Source organism: Citrobacter sp. wls717, assembly GCF_005280955.1.
Lineage (GTDB): Bacteria > Pseudomonadota > Gammaproteobacteria > Enterobacterales > Enterobacteriaceae > Citrobacter > Citrobacter werkmanii.
Genome location: NZ_SZWW01000006.1, coordinates 371,888 through 387,059 on the forward strand (window position 1 = coordinate 371,888; position 15,172 = coordinate 387,059).

A 15,172-nucleotide genomic window follows, 5' to 3' on the forward strand; every position below is an offset into this window, starting at 1 on the left:
ATGATGGAAAATTATAAACATACAACGGTGTTGCTGGATGAAGCCGTCAACGGCCTGAATATTCGTCCAGACGGCATCTACATTGACGGGACATTTGGTCGCGGTGGTCATTCACGTCTGATCCTCTCCCAGCTTGGCGAAGAGGGACGTTTACTGGCTATCGATCGCGATCCGCAGGCTATTGCCGTTGCACAGACGATTACCGATCCCCGTTTCTCCATCGTTCATGGACCATTCTCTGCGCTGGCTGACTATGTCGCCGAGCGCGGACTTACCGGTAAGATCGACGGGATTCTTCTCGATCTTGGCGTTTCTTCACCGCAGCTTGATGACGCGGAGCGCGGTTTCTCGTTTATGCGTGACGGTCCGTTGGATATGCGTATGGATCCAACACGCGGTCAGTCCGCAGCCGAATGGCTGCAAACCGCCGATGAAGCGGACATTGCCTGGGTGATTAAAACCTTTGGCGAGGAGCGCTTTGGTAAACGCATTGCCCGCGCCATCGTCGAGCGCAATCGCATCGAACCGATGACCCGCACCAAAGAGCTGGCGGAAGTGATTGCGGCGGCAATGCCGGTGAAAGACAAATTCAAACATCCCGCGACCCGTACCTTCCAGGCGGTGCGCATCTGGGTGAACAGTGAACTGGAGGAGATAGAGCAGGCGCTAAAAAGCTCGCTCAGCGTGCTGGCACCAGGTGGTCGCCTTTCGATTATCAGTTTCCATTCGCTTGAAGACCGTATTGTGAAACGCTTTATGCGCGAACAAAGCCGTGGTCCTCAGGTTCCGGCTGGAATACCGATGACGGAAGCGCAGATCAAAAAGCTGGGCGGCCGTGAGTTAAGAGCACTAGGCAAGATGATGCCGGGTGAAGAAGAGGTAGCTGAAAATCCTCGTGCCCGTAGTTCAGTTCTGCGTATTGCAGAGAGGACGAACGCATGATCAGCAGAGTGACAGAAGCCCTTAGCAAAGTTAAAGGATCGATAGGAAGCAACGAGCGCCATGCCTTGCCTGGCGTGATCGGTGACGATCTTTTGCGGTATGGGAAGCTGCCACTCTGCCTGTTCATTTGCATTATTTTGACGGCGGTTACCGTCGTGACAACCGCACACCATACGCGGTTACTGACCGCGCAGCGTGAGCAGTTGGTTCTGGAGCGAGATGCGTTGGATATCGAATGGCGCAACTTGATCCTTGAGGAGAACGCGCTCGGTGACCATAGCCGTGTTGAACGGATCGCAACGGAAAAGCTGCAAATGCAGCATGTTGATCCCTCACAAGAAAATATTGTAGTACAAAAATAAGGATAAACGCGACGCATGAAAGCAGCGGCAAAAACGCACAAACCAAAACGCCAGGAAGAACAAGCCAACTTTGTCAGTTGGCGTTTTGCGTTACTGTGCGGCTGTATTTTGCTGGCACTGGGTTTCCTGCTGGGACGCGTCGCCTGGCTGCAAATCATCGCGCCGGATATGCTGGTGCGTCAGGGCGACATGCGCTCCCTGCGCGTACAGGAAGTCTCTACATCGCGCGGGATGATTACCGACCGTTCGGGCCGTCCGCTGGCGGTGAGCGTTCCGGTGAAGGCGATTTGGGCCGACCCGAAAGAGGTGCATGACGCAGGCGGCGTGAGCGTTGGTGAACGCTGGAGAGCGCTGTCGACCGCGCTTAATCTCCCGCTCGACCAACTGGCTTCTCGTATAAACGCCAACCCGAAAGGGCGCTTTATCTATCTGGCGCGTCAGGTTAACCCTGACATGGCCGACTACATCAAAAAACTCAAGCTGCCAGGTATTCACCTGCGTGAAGAATCCCGTCGTTACTATCCTTCCGGAGAAGTGACCGCTCACCTCATTGGCTTTACTAACGTTGACAGCCAGGGGATTGAAGGCGTTGAGAAGAGCTTCGATAAGTGGCTCACCGGACAGCCGGGCGAACGTATCGTACGTAAAGACCGCTATGGCCGCGTAATTGAAGATATCTCCTCTACCGACAGCCAGGCGGCGCACAACCTTGCGCTGAGCATTGATGAGCGTTTACAGGCGCTGGTCTACCGTGAACTGAATAATGCCGTCGCGTTCAACAAAGCGGAATCCGGCAGCGCCGTGCTGGTGGATGTCAACACCGGTGAAGTGCTGGCGATGGCGAACAGCCCGTCCTACAACCCCAATAATCTCTCCGGTACGCAAAAAGATGTCATGCGTAACCGTACCATTACCGACGTGTTTGAACCGGGTTCTACCGTCAAACCAATGGTTGTAATGACGGCGCTGCAGCGTGGAGTGGTACGCGAAAATACCGTACTCAATACGATTCCTTACCGAATTAATGGTCACGAAATCAAAGACGTGGCGCGTTATAGCGAATTGACCCTTACCGGGGTTTTGCAGAAGTCGAGTAACGTCGGTGTTTCTAAGCTGGCGTTAGCGATGCCGTCCTCAGCGTTAGTAGATACTTACTCACGTTTTGGGCTGGGAAAAGCGACCAATTTGGGGTTGGTCGGAGAACGCAGTGGCTTATATCCTCAAAAACAACGGTGGTCTGACATAGAGAGGGCCACCTTCTCTTTCGGCTATGGGCTAATGGTAACCCCGTTACAGTTAGCGCGAGTCTATGCAACGATCGGCAGCTATGGCGTTTATCGCCCGCTGTCGATTACCAAAGTTGACCCTCCTGTTCCGGGCGAGCGTATTTTCCCGGAAGCGACTGTTCGTACCGTGGTGCACATGATGGAAAGCGTAGCGCTGCCCGGAGGCGGCGGCGTGAAGGCGGCGATTAAAGGCTATCGCATCGCCATCAAAACCGGTACGGCGAAAAAAGTAGGGCCGGATGGTCGCTACATCAACAAATACATTGCTTATACCGCAGGCGTTGCGCCTGCGAGTCAGCCGCGCTTCGCGCTGGTTGTTGTTATCAACGATCCGCAGGCGGGTAAATACTACGGTGGCGCCGTTTCCGCGCCGGTCTTCGGTGCCATCATGGGCGGCGTACTACGCACCATGAACATCGAGCCGGATGCGCTGGCAACGGGCGATAAAAGTGAATTTGTGAATAATCAAGGCGAGGCAACAGGTGGCAGATCGTAATTTGCGCGACCTTCTTGCTCCATGGGTGCCGGGTGCACCGGAGCGAGCACTGCGGGAGATGACGCTCGACAGCCGTGTGGCTGCATCGGGCGATCTCTTTGTCGCAGTATTGGGTCATCAGGCGGACGGGCGTCGGTATATCCCGCAGGCGATAGCGCAAGGTGTGGCTGCCATTATTGCAGAAGCAAAAGATGAAGCGACTGATGGTGAAATCCGTGAAATGCACGGCGTTCCGGTTATCTATCTCAGCCAGCTTAATGAGCGTTTATCTGCACTGGCGGGCCGTTTTTACCACGAGCCTTCTGAAAAAATGCGTCTGGTTGGCGTGACCGGGACCAACGGTAAAACGACCACTACTCAATTGCTGGCGCAGTGGAGCCAACTGCTGGGTGAAACCAGCGCGGTGATGGGAACCGTTGGCAATGGTCTGTTGGGCAAAGTGATTCCAACAGAAAATACCACCGGTTCAGCCGTTGATGTCCAGCATGTGCTGGCGGGGCTGGTTGCACAGGGCGCCACGGTTGGCGCGATGGAAGTCTCTTCCCACGGTCTGGTTCAGCATCGCGTCGCGGCGCTGAAGTTTGCCGCATCAGTGTTTACTAACTTAAGCCGTGACCATCTCGACTACCACGGTGACATGGAACATTACGAAGCCGCGAAATGGCTGCTGTACTCTACGCACCATTGCGGTCAGGCCATCGTCAATGCGGATGATGAGGTCGGTCGTCGCTGGCTGGCCAAACTTCCGGATGCGGTGGCCGTTTCGATGGAAGACCACATCAACCCGAACTGTCATGGTCGTTGGTTAAAAGCCGTTGAGGTGAAGTATCACGACAGCGGGGCAACGATTCGCTTTACCTCCTCATGGGGGGAAGGCGAAATTGAAAGCCGCCTGATGGGCGCGTTTAACGTCAGCAATCTGCTGCTGGCGCTGGCAACGCTGCTGGCGCTGGGATATCCGTTAGCTGATTTACTAAAAACAGCGACACAATTGCAACCGGTTTGCGGGCGCATGGAAGTATTCAGCGCGCCGGGCAAAACCACCGTGGTGGTTGATTATGCCCATACGCCGGATGCGCTGGAAAAAGCGCTGCAGGCGGCGCGTCTGCACTGTACCGGCAAACTGTGGTGCGTCTTTGGCTGCGGTGGCGATCGCGACAAAGGCAAACGTCCGCTGATGGGCGCGATTGCCGAACAATTTGCTGATGTGGTCGTGGTGACCGATGACAACCCGCGTACCGAAGAACCGCGCGCCATCATCAACGACATTCTGGCGGGGATGCTGGATGCCGGACAGGCGAAGGTGATGGAAGGTCGCGCCGAAGCAGTGACTAACGCCATCATGCAGGCGAAAGAAAACGATGTGGTGCTGGTGGCCGGGAAAGGGCACGAAGACTACCAGATCGTTGGTTCACAGCGTCTCGACTATTCTGACCGCGTCACGGCAGCGCGTCTGCTGGGGGTGATCGCATGATTAGCGTAACGCTCAGCCAACTGGCGGAAATCCTCTGTGGCGAACTAAAAGGGGGCGACCTGACCCTCGATGCAGTGACAACCGATACGCGTAAAGTGACGCCGGGATGCCTGTTTGTGGCGCTGAAAGGCGAACGCTTTGATGCCCACGATTTTGCCGACAAGGCGAAAGACGGGGGAGCAGGCGCGCTGTTAGTCAGCCGTCCACTCAATATTGATTTACCGCAGGTTATTGTAAAAGACACCCGTCTGGCGTTCGGCGAACTGGCAGCGTGGGTTCGCGCCCAGGTTCCGGCGCGCGTGGTCGCGCTGACCGGCTCATCCGGCAAAACGTCTGTTAAAGAGATGACGGCATCCATTCTGAGCCAGTGTGGCAACACCCTATACACCGCGGGCAATCTGAACAACGACATCGGTGTACCGATGACGTTGCTGCGCTTAAACAACGATTACGACTATGCCGTGATTGAGCTCGGCGCCAATCATCAGGGCGAAATCGCCTGGACCGTTGGCCTGACGCGTCCGGAAGCGGCGCTGGTGAACAATCTTGCTGCCGCGCATCTGGAGGGTTTCGGCTCTCTGGCGGGCGTTGCGAAGGCTAAAGGTGAGATTTTTGGCGGTCTGTCAGCGAATGGCATCGCCATCATGAACGCTGATAACAACGACTGGCTGAACTGGCAGAGCATCATTGGCGATCGCAAAGTCTGGCGCTTCTCCCCGAATGCGGCCAACAGCGATTTTTCGGCGGCTAACGTTCACGTGACCTCGCACGGTACGGAGTTTTCGCTGCGCACGCCAACCGGAAGCATTGATGTTCTGCTGCCGTTGCCGGGTCGTCACAACATTGCCAACGCCCTGGCGGCGGCTGCGCTCTCTATGGCGGTAGGCGCGACGCCTGAGGCGATCAAAGCGGGCCTGAAAGATCTGCAAGCGGTACCGGGGCGTCTGTTCCCGATTCAACTGGCAGAAAATCAGCTGCTGCTGGACGACTCCTACAACGCTAACGTCGGCTCGATGACCGCAGCGGTACAGGTGCTGTCCGAAATGCCGGGCTACCGTGTGCTGGTGGTGGGCGATATGGCAGAGCTTGGCGCGGAAAGCGAAGCATGTCACGTACAGGTAGGTGTTGCTGCGAAAAACGCGGGCATCGACCGTGTACTGAGTACAGGGAAACTGAGTCAGGCAATTAGCGACGCCAGCGGCGTTGGTGAGCATTTTGCGGATAAAACCGCGCTGGTCGCTCATCTCAAGGCGCTGATTGCGGAACATCAGATCATGACGATTTTAGTGAAGGGTTCACGTAGTGCCGCCATGGAAGAGGTAGTACGCGCATTACAGGAGAATGGGACATGTTAGTTTGGCTGGCCGAACATTTGGTCAAATATTATTCCGGCTTTAACGTCTTTTCCTATCTGACGTTTCGCGCCATCGTCAGCCTGCTGACCGCGCTGTTCATCTCTTTGTGGATGGGCCCGCGCATGATCGCCCGCCTGCAAAAAATGTCCTTTGGACAGGTCGTACGTAACGACGGCCCGGAATCACACTTTAGTAAACGCGGTACGCCGACCATGGGCGGGATCATGATCCTTACCGCGATTGTTATCTCCGTGCTCCTGTGGGCATACCCGTCGAACCCATACGTCTGGTGCGTGCTGGTGGTATTGGTCGGTTACGGGATTATTGGTTTTGTCGATGACTACCGCAAAGTGGTACGCAAAGACACTAAAGGACTGATCGCGCGCTGGAAATATTTTTGGATGTCGGTGATTGCGCTGGGCGTAGCCTTTGCGCTGTACCTGGCGGGGAAAGATACCCCGGCGACCGAACTGGTCGTGCCGTTCTTTAAAGACGTGATGCCGCAACTGGGACTGTTCTACGTCCTGCTGGCGTACTTCGTCATTGTGGGTACCGGTAACGCGGTCAATCTCACCGATGGTCTGGATGGCCTGGCGATTATGCCGACCGTGTTCGTGGCTGCGGGTTTTGCGCTGGTGGCATGGGCGACCGGGAACATGAACTTCGCTAACTATCTGCACATTCCGTATTTACGCCATGCCGGCGAACTGGTGATCGTCTGTACGGCGATTGTCGGCGCGGGGTTAGGCTTCCTGTGGTTTAACACCTATCCGGCGCAGGTCTTTATGGGCGACGTCGGATCGCTGGCGCTGGGCGGCGCGCTGGGCATTATTGCCGTGCTGCTGCGTCAGGAGTTCCTGCTGGTGATCATGGGCGGCGTATTCGTCGTAGAAACGCTGTCGGTCATTCTGCAGGTCGGTTCCTTTAAGCTGCGCGGACAGCGCATCTTCCGTATGGCGCCGATTCACCACCACTATGAACTGAAAGGCTGGCCGGAACCGCGCGTGATTGTGCGCTTCTGGATTATTTCGCTGATGCTGGTGCTGATTGGCCTGGCAACGCTGAAGGTACGTTAATCATGGCTGATTACCAGGGTAAAAAAGTCGTCATTATCGGTCTGGGTTTGACCGGGCTGTCCTGCGTGGATTTCTTCCTGGCGCGTGGCGTGACGCCGCGCGTGATGGATACCCGCGCGACGCCGCCGGGCCTGGATAAATTACCGGAAGCGGTTGAGCGTCATGTTGGCAGCCTGAATGATGACTGGCTGCTGGACGCCGATCTCATCGTCGCCAGCCCTGGTATTGCCCTGGCGCACCCTTCACTGAGCGCCGCCGCCGATGCGGGGATTGAAATTGTCGGTGACATTGAGCTGTTTTGTCGCGAAGCACAGGCGCCGATCGTCGCGATCACCGGCTCTAACGGTAAGAGCACGGTTACCACGCTGGTTGGCGAAATGGCAAAAGCAGCAGGCGTTAACGTCGGCGTAGGCGGAAACATTGGCCTGCCAGCACTGATGTTACTGGATGCCGAGCGTGAGCTATATGTGCTTGAGCTATCCAGCTTCCAGCTTGAAACGACCTCCAGCTTACAGGCCGTAGCCGCCACCATTTTGAATGTCACCGAAGATCATATGGACAGGTATCCGTTTGGCTTGCAGCAGTATCGTGCGGCCAAACTGCGCGTTTATGAGAATGCGAAAGTCTGTGTGGTCAATGCGGATGATGCGCTGACCATGCCGGTTCGTGGCGCAGATGAGCGTTGTGTGAGCTTCGGTGTCAACATGGGGGACTATCACCTTAATCGTCAGCAGGGCGAAACCTGGCTGCGGGTGAAGGGTGAAAAAGTTCTCAACGTGAAAGAGATGACGCTTACCGGCCAGCATAACTATACCAACGCTCTGGCAGCGCTGGCGCTGGCTGATGCAGCGGGTCTGCCGCGGGCGTCAAGCCTGAAAGCGCTGACCACCTTTACCGGACTGGCGCATCGTTTCCAGTTGGTACTGAATCATAACGGTGTGCGTTGGATCAACGATTCAAAAGCGACCAACGTCGGCAGTACTGAAGCGGCGCTGAATGGCCTGCATGTTGACGGTACGCTGCACCTGCTGCTGGGCGGCGACGGGAAATCTGCTGACTTTATGCCGCTGCAACGTTACCTCACCGGCGACAACATCCGTCTGTACTGCTTTGGCCGTGATGGCGCGCAGCTTGCGGCACTGCGACCTGAGGTTGCCGAACAAACCGAAACCATGGAGCAGGCAATGCGTCTGCTCGCGCCGCGCGTGAAGCCGGGTGATATGGTGCTGCTGTCGCCAGCGTGTGCCAGCCTCGATCAGTTCAAGAACTTTGAGCAACGCGGTGACGTCTTTACGCGTCTGGCGAAGGAGTTGGGTTGATGCGTTTATCTCTCCCTCGCCTGAGAATGCCGCGCTTACCGGGACTGGGTGTCCTGGCGTGGATCTTCGCGGCACTCAAAGGCTGGGTGATGGCTTCGCGCGATAAAGACGCGGACAGCCTGATCATGTATGACCGCATGCTGCTGTGGCTGACCTTCGGTCTGGCGGCAATTGGTTTCATCATGGTGACATCGGCATCAATGCCGGTAGGACAACGTCTGGCGGGAGACCCCTTCCTGTTTGCTAAACGTGACGCGCTGTACATCTTCCTGGCGTTCTGTTTGGCGATGGTCACGCTGCGTCTGCCGATGGCGTTCTGGCAGAAGTACAGCACTACGATGCTCATCGCCTCGATCATCATGCTGCTGATCGTGTTGGTGGTGGGGAGCTCCGTTAACGGGGCATCGCGCTGGATTGCTCTGGGGCCGCTGCGTATTCAGCCTGCGGAATTTACCAAGCTGTCGCTGTTCTGTTATCTCGCCAACTACCTGGTACGCAAGGTGGATGAAGTGCGAAACAACCTGCGCGGCTTCCTGAAACCGATGGGCGTGATCCTGGTGCTGGCCGTATTACTGCTGGCGCAGCCTGACCTCGGTACGGTAGTGGTGCTGTTTGTCACCACGCTGGCGATGCTGTTTCTTGCCGGGGCTAAATTGTGGCAGTTCATTGCGATTATCGGCATGGGGATATCGGCGGTCGTGCTGCTGATCCTTGCCGAACCGTATCGTATTCGTCGCGTAACCTCTTTCTGGAATCCATGGGAAGATCCGTTCGGCAGCGGATACCAGTTGACGCAATCGCTAATGGCGTTTGGCCGTGGTGAGGTTTGGGGGCAAGGGTTAGGCAACTCAGTCCAAAAACTGGAGTATTTACCGGAGGCGCACACCGACTTCATCTTCGCCATCATTGGGGAAGAACTGGGTTATATCGGTGTGGTATTGGCACTTTTAATGGTATTCTTCGTCGCTTTTCGCGCGATGTCGATTGGCCGTAAAGCGCTGGAAATTGACCACCGTTTTTCAGGCTTTTTAGCCTGCTCCATCGGGATCTGGTTTAGCTTCCAGGCGTTAGTAAACGTCGGCGCGGCGGCAGGTATGCTGCCAACCAAAGGCCTGACGCTGCCGCTTATTAGTTATGGTGGTTCCAGTTTGTTGATAATGTCGACGGCCATCATGTTTTTGTTACGTATTGATTATGAAACGCGTCTGGAAAAAGCCCAGGCGTTTACACGAGGTGCACGATGAGTGGTCAACCGAAGCGGTTAATGGTGATGGCAGGCGGTACCGGCGGGCATGTGTTCCCGGGACTGGCGGTCGCGCACCATTTAATGGCCCAGGGCTGGCAGGTTCGTTGGCTGGGCACCGCCGATCGTATGGAAGCGGACTTAGTGCCGAAGCATGGCATTGAAATTGACTTTATTCGCATCTCCGGTCTGCGTGGCAAAGGCGTTAACGCACTGCTTGCCGCACCCGTGCGTATTTTTAACGCCTGGCGTCAGGCGCGCGCCATCATGAAGCAATTCAAGCCTGATGTGGTGCTCGGTATGGGCGGCTACGTGTCAGGTCCTGGCGGCTTGGCCGCATGGTCATTAGGTATTCCGGTCGTACTGCATGAGCAGAACGGCATTGCGGGATTAACCAATAAATGGCTGGCAAAGATTGCAACGAAGGTTATGCAGGCTTTCCCCGGCGCTTTCCCGAATGCGGAAGTGGTCGGGAACCCGGTACGCACGGACGTGCTGGCGCTGCCATTACCCGAAGCGCGTCTGGCTGGACGTGAAGGCCCGGTTCGTGTGCTGGTAGTCGGTGGTTCTCAGGGCGCGCGCGTTCTCAACCAGACGATGCCGCAGGTTGCCGCAAAGCTTGGCGAGGCGGTGACTATCTGGCACCAGAGCGGTAAAGGTGCGCAACAAACCGTTGAACACGCTTATGCCGAGGTCGGACAACCGCAGCACAAGGTCACTGAGTTTATTGATGATATGGCCGCCGCTTATGCATGGGCGGATGTTGTAGTGTGCCGTTCCGGCGCGCTGACGGTGAGTGAGATTGCCGCCGCAGGCTTACCTGCGCTGTTTGTGCCGTTCCAGCACAAAGACAGACAGCAGTACTGGAATGCGTTGCCGCTGGAAAAAGCGGGCGCCGCCAAAATTTTAGAGCAACCACAGTTTACTGTGGATGCCGTCGCCAGCACCCTTGCCGGGTGGTCGCGAGAAACTTTATTAACCATGGCAGAACGTGCGCGCGCCGCATCCATACCGGATGCCACCGAACGCGTTGCAAATGAAGTGAGCCGGGCTGCCCGGGCGTAATTGTGGTGATGCCTTTTGCATCGCATGAACTAAGAAGTTAATGGCTAAAGAATGAATACACAACAACTGGCAAAACTGCGTTCCATCGTGCCCGAAATGCGTCGCGTTCGGCACATTCACTTTGTCGGCATCGGTGGTGCTGGTATGGGCGGTATTGCCGAAGTTTTGGCCAATGAAGGTTATCAGATCAGCGGTTCTGACTTAGCGCCAAATCCGGTGACGCAGCAGTTGACGAATCTCGGTGCCACGATTTTCTTCAACCATCGTCCGGAAAACGTACGCGATGCGAGCGTGGTAGTGGTCTCCAGCGCCATTTCTGCGGATAACCCGGAAATTGTTGCGGCGCATGAAGCGCGCATTCCGGTGATCCGTCGCGCTGAAATGCTGGCGGAGTTAATGCGTTTTCGTCACGGCATCGCCATTGCCGGGACGCATGGTAAAACCACGACCACGGCGATGGTCTCCAGTATTTACGCGGAAGCGGGGCTGGATCCGACCTTTGTTAACGGTGGTCTGGTGAAGGCCGCAGGCGTTCATGCACGTCTGGGTCATAGCCGTTATTTGATTGCCGAAGCGGACGAGAGCGATGCGTCGTTCCTGCATTTGCAGCCGATGGTGGCGATTGTCACCAATATCGAAGCCGACCATATGGATACCTACCATGGCGACTTCGAAAATTTAAAGCAGACGTTTATTAATTTCCTGCATAACTTGCCGTTTTATGGTCGTGCGGTGATGTGCGTTGACGATCCGGTGATCCGCGAACTGCTACCGCGAGTTGGCCGTCAAACCACAACCTATGGTTTCAGTGATGATGCCGATGTGCGCGTTGAAGATTACCAGCAGATCGGCCCGCAGGGTCACTTCACCCTGGTGCGTCAGGGGATGGCCGAACTACGCGTAACGTTGAACGCGCCGGGCCGCCACAATGCGCTGAACGCGGCTGCCGCGGTAGCGGTCGCAACGGAAGAAGGTATTGAAGACGACGCGATCCTGCGCGCGCTGGAAAGTTTCCAGGGTACCGGACGCCGTTTTGACTTCCTCGGCGAATTCCCGCTTGAGCCGGTTAACGGTAAAGCCGGGACCGCGATGCTGGTTGATGATTACGGCCATCACCCAACGGAAGTGGATGCCACGATTAAAGCCGCGCGCGCGGGCTGGCCGGACAAAAATCTGGTGATGCTGTTCCAGCCGCATCGGTATACGCGTACGCGCGATTTATATGACGACTTTGCCAACGTGCTGACTCAGGTTGATGCGCTGTTGATGCTGGATGTATACGCCGCGGGCGAAGCCGCCATTCCAGGCGCTGACAGCCGCTCGCTGTGCCGTACTATTCGTGGTCGCGGTAAGATCGATCCTATTCTGGTATCCGATCCGGCCCAGGTGGCAGAAATGTTGGCACCGGTATTAACCGGCAACGATCTGATTTTGGTGCAAGGCGCTGGAAATATCGGCAAAATTGCGCGTTCCTTAGCTGAAATCAAACTGAAGCCGCAAAATCCGGAGGAAGAACAACATGGCTGATAAAATCGCGGTCCTGTTAGGGGGCACCTCCGCAGAACGAGACGTGTCGCTGAACTCTGGCGCGGCTGTGCTCGCCGGGTTGCGTGAAGGCGGCGTGGATGCCCATCCGGTTGACCCTAAAGAGGTTGATGTCACTCTTCTGAAATCAATGGGTTTTCAGAAGGTGTTTATTGCGCTGCACGGCCGTGGCGGTGAAGATGGCACGTTGCAGGGCATGCTGGAGCAAATTGGCCTGCCTTATACCGGCAGCGGCGTCATGGCTTCCGCGATTTCGATGGACAAACTGCGCAGCAAGCTGCTGTGGCAGGGCGCAGGTTTACCCGTCGCGCCATGGGTTGCGTTGACCCGCGCTGAGTTCGAAAAAGGTCTTAGCGATGAGATAGTTGCAAAAATTTCTGCGTTAGGTTTGCCGCTGATTGTGAAGCCAAGCCGTGAAGGTTCCAGCGTAGGGATGTCAAAAGTTGAAGAAGAAAATGCTTTGCAGGGTGCATTAGCATTGGCTTTTCAGCATGATGAAGAAGTACTGATTGAAAAATGGCTCAGTGGCCCGGAATTTACCGTTGCGATACTCGGCGAAGAAATTTTACCGTCAATACGTATCCAACCCGCGGGAACCTTCTATGATTATGAGGCGAAGTATCTCTCTGATGAGACACAATATTTCTGCCCTGCAGGTCTGGAAGTCGAGCAAGAGGCCCAATTACAGGATTTAGTCCTGAAAGCGTGGACCGCCTTAGGCTGTAAAGGTTGGGGTCGCATTGACGTCATGCTGGACAGCGATGGCCAGTTTTATCTGCTGGAAGCCAATACCTCTCCGGGTATGACCAGCCACAGCCTGGTGCCGATGGCGGCGCGTCAGGCGGGTCTGAGCTTCTCGCAGTTGGTGGTAAGAATTCTGGAGTTGGCGGACTGATATGTCGCAGGCTGCGCTGAACACGCGAAACGGTGATGAAGAAGACGTAAATTCCTCACGCCGCAATAATGGAACGCGTCTTGCAGGAATACTGTTCCTGCTGACAGTGCTGTGCACCGTGTTTGTCAGCGGCTGGGTCGTGTTGGGATGGATGGAAGATGCGCAGCGTTTGCCGTTGTCAAAATTGGTGTTAACCGGCGAACGGCATTACACGCGCAATGACGATATCCGTCAGTCCATTCTGGCGCTGGGCGCGCCGGGAACCTTTATGACCCAGGATGTGAACATCATCCAGAGTCAGATTGAACGCCTCCCGTGGATTAAACAGGCGAGCGTCAGAAAGCAATGGCCTGATGAATTGAAGATTCATCTGGTTGAATATGTGCCAATTGCGCGTTGGAATGACCAGCACATGGTGGATGCTGAAGGCAATACGTTCAGCGTCCCATCCGGTCGGGCCAATAAGCAGGTATTACCCATGTTGTACGGACCGGAAGGCAGCGCAAGTGAAGTGCTGCAAGGATTCCGCGATATGGGGCAGGTGCTGGCTAAGGATAGATTCACCCTGAAGGAAGCGGCGATGACCGCGCGTCGTTCCTGGCAGTTGACGCTAAATAACGATATTAAGCTCAATCTGGGCAGGGGCGATACGATAAAACGTTTGGCTCGCTTTGTGGAACTCTACCCGGTTTTACAGCAGCAGGCGCAAACCGATGGCAAACGGATTAGCTACGTTGATTTGCGTTATGACTCAGGAGCGGCAGTGGGCTGGGTTCCCTTGCCTCCTGAGGAATCTAATCAGCAACAGAATCAGGCACAGGCAGAACAACAATGATCAAGGCGACGGACAGAAAACTGGTAGTTGGACTGGAGATTGGCACCGCGAAGGTAGCCGCTTTAGTAGGGGAAGTTCTGCCCGACGGTATGGTCAATATCATTGGCGTGGGCAGTTGCCCATCGCGAGGTATGGATAAAGGCGGGGTGAATGACCTTGAGTCAGTGGTGAAATGCGTACAGCGCGCCATTGACCAGGCTGAGCTGATGGCAGATTGCCAGATATCCTCGGTGTATCTGGCGCTTTCCGGCAAACACATTAGCTGTCAGAATGAAATTGGTATGGTGCCCATTTCCGAAGAGGAAGTGACGCAGGAAGATGTGGAAAACGTCGTACATACGGCAAAATCCGTACGCGTGCGCGATGAACATCGTGTTCTGCACGTTATTCCGCAGGAATACGCCATTGACTACCAGGAAGGTATCAAAAATCCGGTAGGTCTTTCCGGCGTACGTATGCAGGCAAAAGTGCATCTTATTACCTGCCACAACGACATGGCGAAGAATATTGTCAAAGCCGTTGAACGTTGTGGTCTGAAAGTTGACCAACTGATTTTCGCCGGACTGGCAGCCAGTTATTCCGTGTTGACGGAAGATGAACGTGAACTGGGTGTCTGCGTGGTAGATATTGGTGGTGGTACAATGGATATCGCCGTTTATACTGGCGGGGCGTTGCGCCATACCAAAGTGATCCCTTATGCAGGGAATGTGGTGACCAGCGATATCGCGTATGCCTTTGGTACGCCGCCGAGCGATGCTGAAGCCATCAAAGTACGTCATGGCTGCGCGCTGGGCTCCATCGTCGGTAAAGACGAGAGCGTTGAGGTGCCAAGCGTGGGCGGTCGTCCGCCGCGTAGCCTGCAGCGTCAGACTTTGGCAGAGGTCATTGAGCCGCGTTATACCGAGCTGCTCAACCTGGTCAACGAAGAAATTTTGCAATTACAAGAACAGCTTCGCCAGCAGGGGGTGAAACATCATCTGGCGGCGGGGATTGTGTTAACCGGTGGCGCAGCGCAAATTGAAGGTCTTGCAGCCTGCGCACAGCGCGTGTTCCATACGCAAGTCCGTATTGGCGCACCGCTGAATATTACCGGTCTGACGGATTATGCCCAGGAGCCGTATTATTCAACGGCGGTGGGGCTGCTTCACTACGGGAAAGAGTCCCATTTGAGTGGTGAGGCTGAAGTTGAAAAACGCGTAACGGCGTCAGTTGGCTCGTGGATTAAACGACTCAATAGCTGGCTGAGAAAAGAGTTTTAATTTTTAAAGAGACCGACGCA

At 55.5% G+C, this 15,172-nt stretch carries 13 protein-coding genes; all 13 read left to right on the forward strand.

Annotation, left to right across the window (positions count from 1 at the left end; all coding sequences use genetic code 11):
* Genes rsmH through ftsA form a run of 13 tightly spaced genes read left to right on the forward strand, consistent with a single transcriptional unit; the run spans window position 1 to window position 15,152 of the window.
* Window positions 1–942 (forward strand): 16S rRNA (cytosine(1402)-N(4))-methyltransferase RsmH, encoded by a 942-nt coding sequence (rsmH, locus tag FDX09_RS04145; protein ID WP_042312345.1) that lies wholly within the window; start codon window positions 1–3, stop codon window positions 940–942.
* Window positions 939–1,304 (forward strand): cell division protein FtsL, encoded by a 366-nt coding sequence (gene ftsL / locus FDX09_RS04150; protein ID WP_006686695.1) that lies wholly within the window; start codon window positions 939–941, stop codon window positions 1,302–1,304. The genes rsmH and ftsL overlap by 4 nt, the downstream gene beginning before the upstream one ends.
* A 15-nt stretch (window positions 1,305–1,319) precedes the next feature.
* Window positions 1,320–3,086, forward strand: a complete 1,767-nt coding sequence (gene ftsI, locus FDX09_RS04155) for a peptidoglycan glycosyltransferase FtsI (RefSeq protein ID WP_038637202.1) — start codon at window positions 1,320–1,322, stop codon at window positions 3,084–3,086.
* Entirely contained in the window at window positions 3,073–4,560 is a 1,488-nt protein-coding gene (gene murE, locus FDX09_RS04160) for a UDP-N-acetylmuramoyl-L-alanyl-D-glutamate--2,6-diaminopimelate ligase (protein ID WP_038637205.1), read from the forward strand. The genes ftsI and murE overlap by 14 nt, the downstream gene beginning before the upstream one ends.
* Window positions 4,557–5,915 (forward strand): UDP-N-acetylmuramoyl-tripeptide--D-alanyl-D-alanine ligase, encoded by a 1,359-nt coding sequence (murF, locus tag FDX09_RS04165; protein WP_085048313.1) that lies wholly within the window; start codon window positions 4,557–4,559, stop codon window positions 5,913–5,915. The genes murE and murF overlap by 4 nt, the downstream gene beginning before the upstream one ends.
* A complete protein-coding gene (mraY, locus tag FDX09_RS04170; RefSeq protein WP_016151694.1) occupies window positions 5,909–6,991 on the forward strand; it encodes a phospho-N-acetylmuramoyl-pentapeptide-transferase in 1,083 nt (360 codons plus the stop codon). Before murF ends, mraY begins: the two co-directional genes overlap by 7 nt.
* A 2-nt stretch (window positions 6,992–6,993) precedes the next feature.
* On the forward strand, window positions 6,994–8,310 hold the full coding sequence (gene murD / locus FDX09_RS04175) for a UDP-N-acetylmuramoyl-L-alanine--D-glutamate ligase (RefSeq protein ID WP_085048312.1): 1,317 nt from the start codon (window positions 6,994–6,996) through the stop codon (window positions 8,308–8,310).
* Window positions 8,310–9,554, forward strand: coding sequence for a cell division protein FtsW (gene ftsW / locus FDX09_RS04180; protein ID WP_038637214.1), 1,245 nt, complete (start codon window positions 8,310–8,312; stop codon window positions 9,552–9,554). Before murD ends, ftsW begins: the two co-directional genes overlap by 1 nt.
* Entirely contained in the window at window positions 9,551–10,618 is a 1,068-nt protein-coding gene (murG, locus tag FDX09_RS04185; RefSeq protein WP_038637216.1) for an undecaprenyldiphospho-muramoylpentapeptide beta-N-acetylglucosaminyltransferase, read from the forward strand. The genes ftsW and murG overlap by 4 nt, the downstream gene beginning before the upstream one ends.
* Window positions 10,619–10,669: 51 nt before the next feature.
* Entirely contained in the window at window positions 10,670–12,145 is a 1,476-nt protein-coding gene (gene murC, locus FDX09_RS04190; RefSeq protein ID WP_085048311.1) for a UDP-N-acetylmuramate--L-alanine ligase, read from the forward strand.
* Window positions 12,138–13,058, forward strand: a complete 921-nt coding sequence (locus tag FDX09_RS04195; RefSeq protein ID WP_137346834.1) for a D-alanine--D-alanine ligase — start codon at window positions 12,138–12,140, stop codon at window positions 13,056–13,058. Before murC ends, FDX09_RS04195 begins: the two co-directional genes overlap by 8 nt.
* Window position 13,059: 1 nt before the next feature.
* Window positions 13,060–13,893 (forward strand): cell division protein FtsQ, encoded by an 834-nt coding sequence (gene ftsQ, locus FDX09_RS04200; RefSeq protein WP_038637223.1) that lies wholly within the window; start codon window positions 13,060–13,062, stop codon window positions 13,891–13,893.
* Entirely contained in the window at window positions 13,890–15,152 is a 1,263-nt protein-coding gene (gene ftsA, locus FDX09_RS04205) for a cell division protein FtsA (protein ID WP_003018755.1), read from the forward strand. Before ftsQ ends, ftsA begins: the two co-directional genes overlap by 4 nt.
* The last annotated feature ends 20 nt before the right edge of the window (window positions 15,153–15,172 follow it).

Coding starts and splice junctions, on each gene's coding strand:
- murC (WP_085048311.1), top strand. CDS start 10,670: ATGAATACACAACAACTGGCAAAACTGCGTTCCATCGTGCCCGAAATG.
- murD (WP_085048312.1), top strand. CDS start 6,994: ATGGCTGATTACCAGGGTAAAAAAGTCGTCATTATCGGTCTGGGTTTG.
- rsmH (WP_042312345.1), top strand. CDS start 1: ATGATGGAAAATTATAAACATACAACGGTGTTGCTGGATGAAGCCGTC.
- ftsQ (WP_038637223.1), top strand. CDS start 13,060: ATGTCGCAGGCTGCGCTGAACACGCGAAACGGTGATGAAGAAGACGTA.
- ftsW (WP_038637214.1), top strand. CDS start 8,310: ATGCGTTTATCTCTCCCTCGCCTGAGAATGCCGCGCTTACCGGGACTG.
- ftsL (WP_006686695.1), top strand. CDS start 939: ATGATCAGCAGAGTGACAGAAGCCCTTAGCAAAGTTAAAGGATCGATA.
- ftsI (WP_038637202.1), top strand. CDS start 1,320: ATGAAAGCAGCGGCAAAAACGCACAAACCAAAACGCCAGGAAGAACAA.
- murF (WP_085048313.1), top strand. CDS start 4,557: ATGATTAGCGTAACGCTCAGCCAACTGGCGGAAATCCTCTGTGGCGAA.
- murG (WP_038637216.1), top strand. CDS start 9,551: ATGAGTGGTCAACCGAAGCGGTTAATGGTGATGGCAGGCGGTACCGGC.
- FDX09_RS04195 (WP_137346834.1), top strand. CDS start 12,138: ATGGCTGATAAAATCGCGGTCCTGTTAGGGGGCACCTCCGCAGAACGA.
- ftsA (WP_003018755.1), top strand. CDS start 13,890: ATGATCAAGGCGACGGACAGAAAACTGGTAGTTGGACTGGAGATTGGC.
- mraY (WP_016151694.1), top strand. CDS start 5,909: ATGTTAGTTTGGCTGGCCGAACATTTGGTCAAATATTATTCCGGCTTT.